Consider the following 12,849-nt stretch of genomic DNA (forward strand, 5'->3'; position numbering starts at 1 on the left):
TCCTTAAAAATTTATCTTATTTCGTTGTTCTTTAAATTCAAGTTTCAATTTTGATAAGTATGTTTCAGTTTGTGAAAAACTTGAATGCCTACACTGCAGCCTTATTATGTTCTGAATATCGTTTGGTGTTTTATTGGTTTTGGTTAAAGCGTTGAAAAGCTTAGCCACACCATTATGTTTAAGTGCATACTGATTCTTTCTAATGTAAAGCCCTTCATATTTCTTTTGGAATTGTTTTCGTACTAAAATAAAATGGTTGGTAAATGTAACATACTTGTAAGGCTCTTTGGTATCGCTGGTGAAGCCTAAAATATAATCATCATCACCATGACCATTTGGGAATCTAAAAGCCATCCACTTTAATAAGATGGTAACAAGTGCATCAGGCATATCAACGTGAATCAAGTTCCTTGACTTATATTTTCTTTCAGATTTGGTAATTGCTGGTGGTAAAGTGATTCTTTCATTATCAAAGTCAATCATCCAACACTTCAACCTTAAAAGTTCAGTTTTGCGGATAAAAGCATAATGGATTAATGCACTGCTTGCAAGAACGTTTCTTTCAATTATATTGTCTGATTTAGCTAAATCATCAAACCAGTGTTTAACCTCAATATCTGCCCAAGGTTCAAACCTTTCTTGTTCTGCATCATCACCTTCAACTTGATTTCTCTTTTGTTTGTCGGTTTTTATTTTGATGCCAGTTACAGGATTCGTTGCCACAAGTTCATGGTCAACCAACATAGCAAACAAAATTGAAGTCCAAGCCTTGTATATGGCAGCAGATGATGAACTCCAACCTTTACTACCATCAGCAGGATTAAAGTTTTCTTCAATGAAAGTCTTTAAATCAATGCGTGTTACTTCACGAACATCATCAGCTTTCCCAATCCTTTCAAAGTATGGTTTAAGTTGGTTGTTTAGAAAAGTAGGTATTGATGCCGCTGTTTTTTCTTTACCCATTGCTGGGTTGTTCCAACCCTTTTCATCTTTAAGCATTTTGATAGCAGCGGCAATTGAAATACGTGCATCTTCGGCTTTCTGAATCTGCTTCAATTTTTCAACGTTACGCTGGTCAATTGTGTCAACTGCATACTTTGGATCAATACCTTTGTTAAGGAAATTTTCAACTACACCAAGTAACCTTGATGCTACTGTTTGGCGTTCCTTTAAGTTTGAAATAGTGTTAAGACTAAGGTGAAATTTCTTACCGTATTCTTTACGCTTTTCAACAATACCATTGTCAAAAATTATGCGGTAATAGATGTACCATTTGTTTACAGCACGTGTATTAATTGAAAGATTTTGATAGGTGAATTTTTCCATATTACCGTTCCCTTTTCATTCCCTTTTTTAATTGAAAACTCTCTAAAGGTACTAAAAAGAAATATAATAAATACTAACCAAATATTTATGCCACAAAAGTATAGTTGGCTTGTTAAGTTGATATTAATGAAATGTTATTTATTAAATATGCTGGTATTAATTTCTTATCAAAGAGTTAACCTGATCACTCCACTTATTCTCCTATCTTTAATCACGCTACATGAGCTATATTAAACCGGTTATTAATCACTACAACCGGTTTCTTCTCTTTTATATGGCTCAAGTTAAAAATCATTTTTATAGATCTGGTTTTCAAATTGAATAAATATTAGACTATAATTTATGAACGTAATTTCAAAAGAAAATTTCTCTAAAGCTACTGGTATTTGTAATGTGCCTATTCCAGGTCTTGCTTCCTTTTTAATGCGGTTTTTGAAAATCAATAATTTCAATGGAATGATCAGGGATGCAAATTCTTTAGAAGGAGAACAATTTGCTAAACATATTCTAAATGTTTTAGGGGTAAGCATTCAAATTAGTGATGAAGATTTGGCGCATATTCCAAAAGATGGTGCCTTTATCGCCATTGCAAACCATCCATATGGAGCAATAGAATCTTTAGCCTTATTAAGTACACTTGCCAGTCATCGCCCCGATACCATGTTTATGGGGAATTTTCTGCTAAAGAAAATTCCTAATCTGGAAAAATGTATCATTGCTGTCAATCCATTCGAAAAAGTACAGGATTCATCAAGCATCAGCGGGTTAAAAACAACTTTGAAAGTGTTAAAAGATGGGAGTCCGGTGGCTATTTTTCCCGCCGGTGAAGTTTCTTCATATAAATTGAGAAAAAATCAGATTACCGACAAGGAATGGCATCCGGTAGTAGGCAAAATAATTTCGAAGGCAAACGTCCCTATTTTACCGATCTATTTTTATGGCAATAATGGGATATTCTTTAGCTTGTTGAAATTTATCCACCCATCATTGCAAACGGCTAAACTCATCTCCGAGTTATTTAATAAAAACGGCCATCAATTAAAAATCAGCATAGGTAAACCTATTCAACTCATCGACATTGATTGTAAAAACTGTAATAATTCATTACTAAAATACCTTAGAAACAGCCTTTACTCCTTAAGAAAGGATTGAAAAAATCCTAAACTATTCCAATATAAATTTCTTATTAAATGCGACTAACTAGTTAACATAAAGAAATTGTTGCTTTAAGGTTAATTATATGTAAATTTAATATAACCAAATATGGAGCGGTTTGAAAAGCGGGATATCAACATATTTTATAAAGACTTTTTTGTTTGTTTGCCTCACGATGAATTTCGTTACGGTAAAGGGACAAAACCGCTCTTTCGATTTTTATGGTGACACCTTTAATTTCGCCGCTGATTCTTCTCTGCTTCTACCAGTGTCAACGGTTGCGTCGTCAGCTAGCGTTCATCAGTTTTATGCCCAAATATCTGCCAGCAATTATAAAGAACTGGTTTCAGTTATAAAATCTTATCAGGATCAACACCATCTGAATGATTGGATTTATTATCAGCTGATTCGGAAAGTGGCAGAACAAATTAGTCCGAAGGCCGATAACTATTTTCGGTATACGCTATACAAGTGGTTCCTCCTGAACAAATGTGGTTATGATGCCCGCTTAGCCGTAGGGAATGATCAGGTAATATTTTATGTTCGGAATGATGAAGACATCAGCGATATTCCTTTTTTCATGATTGATGGCAAAAAATATATGTGTTTGAACTATCATGATTATGGTAAATTATTTAAACAAGCCGATGCCTACATCCCGATAAATATTCTTATTGAAGAAGCTAAAAATCAATTTTCTTATAAAGTAACCCGTATGCCTGATTTCAAACCAGAGCACTACGAAGAAAAGAATATCGAGTTCAGCTACCAGCAAAAAAGCTATCACTTTAAATTAAAGTTGAATAACGAGGTACAAAGCATTTTCAAAAATTATCCTGTTGTAGATTTTGAAAGCTACTTCAATATCCCTTTAAGCAGAGAAACTTACAGCTCTTTGATTCCTACTTTGAATGAGAATCTGAAAAAGATGGATCAGAAAAAAGGCATTGATTATTTAATGCGATTTACGCGCTATGCTTTTCTATATGAAGATGATGGAGAAAATTTTGGCAAAGAAAAACGCAATGCACCCGAACAAACTTTACTCAGCACTTACAGCGATTGCGATGATCGGGCTGCTCTTTTCTTTTATTTGGTGAAAGAAATTTACAACTTACCTATGGTTGCCGTGCTTTACCCTGAACACCTCACCATTGCCGTAAATCTTGATCAACCTGTTGGCAACACGGTTAACTATAAAGGTAAACAATACTCATTTTGCGAACCTACCCCACAAATGCAGGATTTAAAGATTGGTCAGATTGCCCAGAAATTAAAACATCAGAGATACGAGATTGTGTATGCTTACGAACCTGTTAATAAGTAAATACTGGCTAATTTTCAACTACCAAACAGGTTAATTTAATGTTAAAAGAATGTTATCTTATCAATAACTACACAAACTATAAGCGTTTTAATCTACTTTTAGCCGTCACTACTATAAGTTTCAATCTAAATTAAATATTATGTCGGCTGTTATATATACTATAATTAAAGAATTTTTTGTAAATATTCATGGCCATTCTGTAAAGGCAAGAATAATGTCACCTGTTAACGCTGCAGATACCTTTACATTTCAGATAAACCTACATTTCAGGAACAAGGTCGCTTCAGATCCAAATGTACCAGCATCTACTTTTAACTCATATGCTAATGCAGAAAGACACCTTTTGGCTTACCTGGAAGCTTTTCAAAACACTTTAGATTTGGGCGGAGATATTGCAGAGGGAACATCATTTTAAATATTTTCCTTCTCCTCTTTATCTGGCGGTAGTTCTGCATCTATTATTTCTTCCTCAAATTTCTTTTGATCTTTTAAGTTTCTTTTGATCAGGAAAACAATCAATATTAGAACTAATACAGATACGGCAATAATTAATGGATAGTTCATCGCTGCTATTAAAAATCATCTACTCTTTTGTTTATCAATCAATTTACAGTAAATATCTTGCATGTTAACTCATAAGCAAACTGTTAACATAATAATAATATTAATTTAACTTATCCATCTTTTATCTTTGTAGAAATACAAAATAAGTTAAATGAAGAAGCATAAATCTAAGTCGAAGAATAGTTCGGCGAGTAAAAAATTACGTAAAGAATTAGAAACCAAATTAACAACTGCATTTAACGAAGTTCTCGCTCAATTTGGTAAAGCTAAAAAAACGGAGAAAGTAATAGAGAAGTTTACGAAACAACTTTCAAAAAAAATCAGTTTGAAACCACTAAATGATTCAATTGAGCCTTTTATAAAAGAAGAAGTAGCACCAGTTGTGGTTCAGAAAGAAAAAATAGCAAAACCTATAGTAGCAAAGAAAACAAAGACTCCGGTAACGGAAGAACTAGAATCAAAATAAAAAACAAAAACGCCCTGCTAGTAACAGGGCGTTTCCTGTTTATAAAAGAAACTAAAAGCTATATCTCAATCCCAATTGCATTTGGTAACGGGAGGCAAAAAAGTCTTTTGAATAAGAAGTAACGTTACCCTTACTAAATGTGTAAGTAGGATAAGTAGTTGAATTACCTGCAGAAATCACTTTTCCAGCAGCATCTTTGTCAAGGGACAAACCAACATTCGCCATTGAGTTAAATGTATTTGGAGAGAAGTATTGAATGCCCCAGTTCTTATTAACCAAATTAGTCAGGTTTACAATATCGTAAGTTAAGGTTAACACGTGTGGGTGTTTTCCTTTTGCTACCTGAATATCCTGTGCAAAACGGAAATCAGCCTGAACATTCCAAGGTGTGCGCGCACCATTACGTTCCGTAAATTGTCCCCTCCGTGTACTTAAATATTTATCTGCATCTATATAAGCATCAAAGGCTGCAGCTTGTGCCTGGTTTGCTGAAGAAAAGAATTTTGATGTTTCACCAACAGCAGGAATATAAGCTAAACTAACTGTTTGTCCGGTATTATTAACTGTAGAATTTACAAATCCTAAAGAGTAAGGAGCACCAGACTGTGCGCTAAAGAAAATCGAAAAGTTACTTACATATTTACTATTTTTAGCCCAGTCTAACCTGTAATTCAAGGTTGAAATAATCCGGTTACGAACATCAAAGTTAGAATAAGCCAAGCCTGGATTATTAGGACTTAAAGCCTGATTTAACTGCCAGTTAGATTCCATAGAGTTACGGATACCGTTTGCAATATCTTTAGACTGACCATAAGTGTAGGCCACCATTACATCTAAACCAAAAGGCAAAGATTTACTTACCTGACCAGTTAGGGAGTATTTATATCCTTGATCTGTATTTGACAATAGATAAGCGTTTGTATATTTTGAATTAATTTTTGTTCCGGAATAAATTGGCTGTTGATGCTGTGTGTCATAAGCCATATAAGTTGGATTATCTACGTAGTTAATTTGCTGAAAAGCCACATCCTTAATAACCTTGCTGTAAATACCCTCTATAGTAAATTTCCAGTTATCCTGCGTTTTGAAATCAAAAGCCAGATTGCTCCTCCAGGCCTTTGGCATTTTGAAATTATTATCCACTAAATCAACCTGCGTTGCACCATTTGCATCGTTAATGTTTACACCTTGTTTCGCGGCGTATCCTGCTTCGCCATTTCCACCTAAAGCATCTTTAATTGGATCGCTACCTGGTACTTGTGTTACCACCTTGTTTCCTGTTGCAGGTTTAAGATCATATGCACCGTAGTTTACACCATTATTGTAATAAGCATAACCTAGCCAGGCGAAAGGTACACGACTAGTAAATAAACCACTACCACCGCGTACAATCAAACTTTGATCACCCAATGCATCGAAATTAAAACCTAATCTTGGTGAAACCTGAACTTTATTTAAAAACTTATTATTAATGGCTGATGGTTGCGTATAAGTATAGGTTGTACCATAATTTGGATCAACTGGTGAGTTCGTAGTTTTACTACTCAGAGTTGGCATGGTTGGTAAATCAGCCATATCGAAACGCAAACCCAATGTCAGTTTAAATTTATCGCTCAAACGCATTTCATCCTGTCCATAAACGCTGTAAAGATTGACATTGAATTTAGCTGTTGGATTCGCAATAATATTATCGCGGGAGTTATCAGCATAATCAAAACTTGTACGTACTCTTTTTGGCATGTTATTTAAGAAATCATCGACCGAATCATAAGCTACCCTACCATTCCAGGCATTTACAAAACCATAATTAATTTTGTAAAATTCATTGTGGGTACCCACTGTGAAATTATGGATGCCTTTGCTGAATGAATAGTTATCCGTTAGCTCAAAAGTATTTTGTTTCATATTAAAAATACTTGCTTCTCTATCCGTTCCCAGGAAAATAGTACCACCATTCGAGCCAATTTCAATTTGGGGAATAGCAGGATCAGAAAGCGGTGTACGGAAATCATGTACAGTTGAATAACCTAAAATCAGATTATTTGTAGCAGAGTTATTGAACCTTGTTTTTAAATCAGCAACGGTTGAGCTTTGATTATTGTTTTGCTTAAAATCTATTCCCCCAAACCTGAAGTTAGACTGGTCTCTTTCTAAGTTGGTAGCCTTTGAAACGATGGTATTGTTTCTGATGGTTAGCTGTGTACTTTCACTGATGTTCCAATCTAAACGGTTAAAGAACTTATTAGATTGAGAATAAATGTTATAATCACCATAAGCACCCGCATCTAATCCATAAGCATTTTTCATACGGTCAGAAATTTGTTGCGCTTGTGTTAGCGTGAGTAATTTCATATCAGATGAACCTGCACCTAAAATTACCGGATCCTGGCGCCGGGTAATTTCTTCATTGGTAAAAAAGAATAATTTGTCTTTTATAATGGGAAAACCAACCCTAAAACCTGTCTGGTAATCATGAAAGGCAGATGGTTCTTTGGCATTATCGCCAATTTTGTTCCGCCCAATTAACGATGCGTTACGGCCATAGCCATAAACAGATCCGGTTACTTCGTTGGTACCGCCACGGGTTACGGCATTGATACTGCCACCTAGAAAGTTACCGATCTTAATATCATAAGGAGCAAGCAATACCGTTACATCCTGAATCGCATCTAAAGAAACCGGGTTGGTACGTGTACTACTGCCCGGCATACCCGAACTCCCGCTTTGACCGCCTAAGGAAGGACTAAAACCAATGGCATCATTATTTATGGCACCATCGATAGTAACGTTATTATACCTGAAATTTGTTCCGCCAAAAGTATTGTCTTTGCTACCTTGTGGGGTTACACGGGTAACATCCTGCAAACTGCGGTTCATAGTCGGCATACTTTTAATTTGTGCTTCGCCAATACTCGTACCTGCACCAGATTTTGTTGGCCCCTTTTGTGCCTTTATACTTACATCAGCTAACTGACTGCCCTGCTCCTGAATATCAAGGTCTAGTTTTTGATCTGCGCCAAGTGCTAAATAAATATTTTCTTTAACCACAGGGCTATAGCCTACATAAGTTACCGTGATTTTATATGGCCCACCTGGATTTAAGTTGCCAATACGGTAAAGACCTGTTTCATTTGATGATGCCTTAGACACTGTTCCTGTAGGAATGTGTACCATCACAATGGTGGCACCTGGAATAATGCCTTTTTCATCTTTTATCTTTCCATTTATACTGGCTGTTGTAACCTGTGCATGTGCCCCGATAACGAACACCACCACCAAACCGAATAAGAATAGTAAACGTAATTTCATTTTCTGTTGTTTTTTGTTTGGTGCAAAGCAACAGTAGTGATGTTAAGCTAATGTTAAGAAATAATCAACTATTTCACACAACTTAACTTAAGGCTAACAATTTGGACATAGTAAGACAACACCAGATTTGGTGTGATAAAATGTGGCTATATGATGTTTAAAACTACTTTTGAAAGATGAAGATTTGATGAAGATGGAAATCTTGATTGATAGAAGGGACATGCTATAAACAAAAAAAGGCCAGATATCGCTATATCTGACCTTCTGAATATAAGTGATTAACTTTTAGTATACATTAGTTTGAGGGGTGAAATTAGCCCAACCTGCAGTCCAATCTGAAGTGCCAAAAGCACCACGGTGACTCACTACATCAAAACCAGTTAAACCAGTGAAGTTAGCACCTGCTAATAGTATTGATCCTGTATTTAAGGTAAATTTAGGTGTAGCGCCTAAATCAAAAATGCTACCATCGATACCTACATCTTCCCATTTGGTATAAGTTTCATTACCGAAAGAAGCTGTTTTGAACCAAACGTCAATAGTTTGAGAACCAACATTACCTGTTGATTTCGTTTCAACACCGATTGGATTAGGGAAGGTGGTCGTTCCGCCAGTTCCATATCCATTTGCACCCCAACCATCTACTCCTGCAAGAACGTTATTTTTTAATACCAATTCGCCAGCTGCAGCATTAGCCAAAGTGGTAGATCCATCAATAAACAATCCGTTTGGATATGCCGTGAAAACTGAATTATAAATTTTAATCTTATTATTTCTTCTCAAATGCATCGCATTTTGAAACTGAGTTGAGATTGTTTTCGTTCTATCTTTCTTTGGACCGATGATGGTTACGTTCGAAAATTGAGGTGAAGTGAACGGCGTAACATTTGTACTCGTAGCATCATTATCAACTTCAAAACCATTGGATCCTGATTGATCGGCAGAATTTGCATCACGGATACCAACAGCAAACTGAACGGTACCACGGAAACCGAAATCAACATCGAAATCATCATCAAGACCACGATAGGCAATTAAGTGCTTAGCATTAACTGTTCCACCGAACCATTCAAATGCATCATCCAATCCGTAAGAACATTGTACATAATCAATTAAAGTTCCGGAACCTACTGAACCCATCGTTAAGGAATTAACTTCCTGATTGGGTTGAATTGGCGTACCTGCATAATCAATTCTAACATATTTTAAAATACCAGAGTTATCAGCATCGCTTGTTCCACCATGCCAGCCTTCATAAGCACCTTCCAATTCCGCTTCACCACCAGATTGGTTGTTTGTTGCTTTTCCACACAATACCACACCACCCCAATCTCCTGGCTCACGTAAACCTGCTCCACGTTCTGATGTAAAGATAATTGGCTGAGCCGCTGTACCTTCAGCAATTAGTTTATTACCTCGTTGCACCACTAAAGTACCTTTGGTTTCTCTATCACCAATAATTACTGTACCAGCTTCAATAGTTAAGGTAATACCTTCTACTGCTGCCAAACCAGCTTTGTTTTTAGCATCTCGTCCTACTCTTACAAAACCATTAAGTCTGTAGATATTGTCCTTGGTCCATCTTGTATTAACAGTGATGCTACCAGCTGCCACTTCTACAATTGGTTTAGTGAATCCCGTAGCCGGATTTGGTACGGTACCCGTGCCACCACCATTAAATCCCGATTCGTTATACTCGATAATAGTAGTTTTTTTACATGAACTAAAAATTAACGTTCCTGCCAAAACAAACATCATTGTTTTAAGGCCGTTAATACCAAATTTTGGCTTGTAGAGCTTTTTCATATTCATTTTTCGTTTTTTATGTCTTTATAAGTTTTTAAAATAATTTATAAGAAAGTGTTAGACCAACCTGGCGACCACTTTTAAATTGTGCCGTAACCTGATCTACCGATTGATCAAATTTGCCATCCTGATTTCCATCCTGCATCAACGTGAAGTTCTGATTCAGCAAATCGTTGAAGTTGGCTTTTAAAGTAATTTTGTTTGTGAAATTTTTAGTAACAACCAGATCAATTACATTTCTTGGCATTTCATAAATGTCTCTGATCAGATCAGTACCAACAAAAGCGATGCGTTTACCTGTAACGTTGTAAAGCAAATTGACCTGAAATTTAGATTTGACGTTGTTATAAAATATAGCTGTGTTGATGATATATGGAGATTGACCTTGCATTGGGCGATCATTTGATTGACCAATAGCATTAGCCCCTTCGAACATCACTTTACTGTTGATGTATGAAGCATTTAGCGTTAAGGTAATATCATTTAAAAATTTACTGTCGCTAATACCCGCCAATGATTTGCGCATCTCTAACTCTACCCCAACGTTTCTTACTTTTTGCGCATTGCTAAAATTAAAAGACTGTGCATTAGATCCGGGTACTGCAGTCATTTCAATGGCATCCTTAAATTTCTTATAGAAACCTGAAACACTAATTAATTCACCAGATGAAGGATAGAACTCATATTTTAAATCGTAATTATCAATCTTTGCCGTTTTTAAGTTAGGATTACCAGCAACGTTAAAGTTTTGGTCAAAATCATAAAATGAGAAAGGTGCAATCTCTCTGAATTCTGGTCTGTTCAGTGTTTTGCCATAGGCCAGTCTGAATAATGATTTTTCAGTTAAATTGAATTGTAAATTCGCAGAAGGAAGTACCCGGGTAATATCATTATTTACATTAACAGGTCCATCAGCATTAAAGCTATTTAGTTTTTGGACGTTATTTTCAACTCTCGCTCCAGCTACAACGGTTAGCTTATCTTTATATGGTAAAACAAAGTTGGCATATCCAGCAAAAAGCTTGTTGGAAGCATCGTAGTTATCGTAAGGATTAGATTTTTCATCCAGTCTTATACCTGTTGTGGTATTTATATTTTTCCAGTCGAAAAGTTCTTCAATCGTTCCTTTCAATAAAGACTGGTCAAAATTTAACGAGTTTGCCCTTACGTAACCAATGTTCCTGGAAGAAAAGGTTCTTTGTTTATCCTCGTAATAACCCCCAACCTTTACAGACGGCTTAAAACCTTCTGCTTTTGGAGCCAGCGCCTGTTCTACATTAAATGCACCAGTTTTAATGTCTTCATTCATTTTAGAATAAAATCTTCCTAAAAATTCAGGTTGAGCACCACCAGTCGGCACGAAAATATTAAATGTACCATCTCCATTAGCCAATGTTCTATAACGTGAATAATCCGGCTGATCTCTGAAAGATTTACTATAACCGGCTACCCAATCAAATTTTGTGTTTTCATTATTAAATTTATGAAGTCCGGATAGCTGTCCGGAATAAATGCCCCGATAAAGAACGTTAGATGCAAAATTGGCATACTCTTGTTGTTTTTCAGCACCCATCCTACTTACATACTGAGAAGTACTCAATTGATTATATAAGTTTTTAAATTCGAATGTATTGTTGTTATCTAATTTAAATGCCCAGTTATGAACAACACCTAAACGTACATTATAGGTGTACTGATCATCATTATATCGGTAATTTTCTTCAGCTATTTTTGAAATGGGATCATAAACCTCATAATTACCTCTAAAAACAGCATTATTTGTTTTACTGTTACTATAAGTTATTGCTGTAATATTACCCAATAATTTATTATTGATATTAAATCGTTTACTGCCATAAATATTAAGTTTCTGATCTAAATTGGCTGTATTTACATCTGGCACCCAATTATTTCTTAAGGCATGACCAGCAGCATTTAATTTACTGGCATTTACACTATTCAGGTTTGAAGGAAAGTTTACAGGCAGATCATTATCCCCAGTGTTGAAACCCGTAAAATATAAACTTCCGGTGTTGGTTCTCTTAAAATCTTTAAAAGTTGCATTCTGACGATAACTTGTACCATAATCAATAGTTAACCGATCATCATCAGGAATACTTTTAAGAAAAACCTTCACCACACCTCCGGCAAAATCAGCAGGAATATCAGCAGAAGGACTTTTAAATACCAATACGCGATCGATTTGATTGCTTGGAATTAGATCGAAAGAAAAGGATCTTACATCCGTTTCTAAACTTGGTGCAGTTACATTATTTAATTGAACGTTATTATATCGCTCCGCTAAACCACGAATATTAATAAAACGATTATCAACTATGGTAATACCAGGAACACGCTTTACAACCTGTGCAGCATCAGTATCTCCAGACCGTTGAATGGTTTGTGATGACACACCATTCGCTATAGACTGCGATTTTTTTAATTCCGCTAATAACGATACTTCTGTACCTGTTTTTCTGGCGCCAGTAATTACAACGTCGTTTAATGTAGATTGATCATCTTCCATCACTACATCAATGGTGGTTGTTTTTCCCGGCGTAACTTTTACATTAGGAATGATTTGCTTTTTAAAGGAAATAAATGAAAAACTGATTTTGTAAGTTCCAGGTTTAACAGTATTTAAAATATAATTTCCTTCGGCATCACTCGTGGTACCGATTGAAGTCCCTTCTATAAGCACAGATAAGCCAACCAAAGTTTGACCTGTGGTTTTATCTGTTATTTTTCCAGAAATTTTTCCTGTTTGCGCATACGAAAGTATGCTGATAGTTAAGGCGAACACCGTGAGTGCCGCTCTTTTGAAAGAGTTTCGTAAATCCAATTTGCCTTTATTTGATAAGGGCAAAAGTATTACCACAGTGTTAACTACAAGTTA

At 35.7% G+C, this 12,849-nt stretch carries 9 protein-coding genes; 4 read left to right on the plus strand and 5 right to left on the minus strand.

The window, feature by feature from the left end; genetic code table 11:
- Nucleotides 1-3: 3 nt before the first annotated feature.
- Entirely contained in the window at nucleotides 4-1,326 is a 1,323-nt protein-coding gene (locus tag SOM16_RS11890) for a hypothetical protein (protein ID WP_320464220.1), read from the minus strand.
- 342 nt (nucleotides 1,327-1,668) lie between these two features.
- Here SOM16_RS11890 and SOM16_RS11895 point away from each other — a divergent pair, with 342 nt between their 5' ends.
- The 3 genes from SOM16_RS11895 to SOM16_RS11905 all read left to right on the plus strand — a co-directional run bounded on the left by SOM16_RS11895 (nucleotide 1,669) and on the right by SOM16_RS11905 (nucleotide 4,223).
- Entirely contained in the window at nucleotides 1,669-2,478 is an 810-nt protein-coding gene (locus tag SOM16_RS11895) for a 1-acyl-sn-glycerol-3-phosphate acyltransferase (RefSeq protein ID WP_320464221.1), read from the plus strand.
- Nucleotides 2,479-2,656: 178 nt separating this feature from the next.
- A complete protein-coding gene (locus SOM16_RS11900) occupies nucleotides 2,657-3,808 on the plus strand; it encodes a hypothetical protein (RefSeq protein WP_320464222.1) in 1,152 nt (383 codons plus the stop codon).
- 139 nt (nucleotides 3,809-3,947) lie between these two features.
- Nucleotides 3,948-4,223 carry a hypothetical protein gene (locus SOM16_RS11905; RefSeq protein WP_320464223.1) on the plus strand — a complete coding sequence of 92 codons (276 nt, stop codon included), beginning with the start codon at nucleotides 3,948-3,950 and terminating at the stop codon, nucleotides 4,221-4,223.
- Here SOM16_RS11905 and SOM16_RS11910 read toward each other — a convergent pair.
- Nucleotides 4,220-4,372 (minus strand): hypothetical protein, encoded by a 153-nt coding sequence (locus SOM16_RS11910; protein ID WP_320464224.1) that lies wholly within the window; start codon nucleotides 4,370-4,372, stop codon nucleotides 4,220-4,222. The genes SOM16_RS11905 and SOM16_RS11910 overlap by 4 nt on opposite strands.
- A gap of 151 nt (nucleotides 4,373-4,523) precedes the next feature.
- On the opposite strand from SOM16_RS11910, the gene SOM16_RS11915 reads away from it, so the two are divergent.
- Nucleotides 4,524-4,838, plus strand: a complete 315-nt coding sequence (locus tag SOM16_RS11915) for a hypothetical protein (protein ID WP_320464225.1) — start codon at nucleotides 4,524-4,526, stop codon at nucleotides 4,836-4,838.
- 51 nt (nucleotides 4,839-4,889) lie between these two features.
- Here SOM16_RS11915 and SOM16_RS11920 read toward each other — a convergent pair whose 3' ends face one another.
- From SOM16_RS11920 to SOM16_RS11930, 3 genes are all read right to left on the minus strand, one after another.
- Nucleotides 4,890-8,147 carry a TonB-dependent receptor gene (locus SOM16_RS11920; protein WP_320464226.1) on the minus strand — a complete coding sequence of 1,086 codons (3,258 nt, stop codon included), beginning with the start codon at nucleotides 8,145-8,147 and terminating at the stop codon, nucleotides 4,890-4,892.
- 285 nt (nucleotides 8,148-8,432) lie between these two features.
- Nucleotides 8,433-9,953, minus strand: coding sequence for a hypothetical protein (locus SOM16_RS11925; RefSeq protein WP_320464227.1), 1,521 nt, complete (start codon nucleotides 9,951-9,953; stop codon nucleotides 8,433-8,435).
- Nucleotides 9,954-9,987: 34 nt separating this feature from the next.
- On the minus strand, nucleotides 9,988-12,795 hold the full coding sequence (locus SOM16_RS11930; RefSeq protein WP_320464228.1) for a TonB-dependent receptor: 2,808 nt from the start codon (nucleotides 12,793-12,795) through the stop codon (nucleotides 9,988-9,990).
- Nucleotides 12,796-12,849 lie beyond the last annotated feature (54 nt).

Origin of the sequence: Pedobacter sp. CFBP9032 (genome assembly GCF_034045265.1) — a bacterium.
Lineage (GTDB): Bacteria > Bacteroidota > Bacteroidia > Sphingobacteriales > Sphingobacteriaceae > Pedobacter.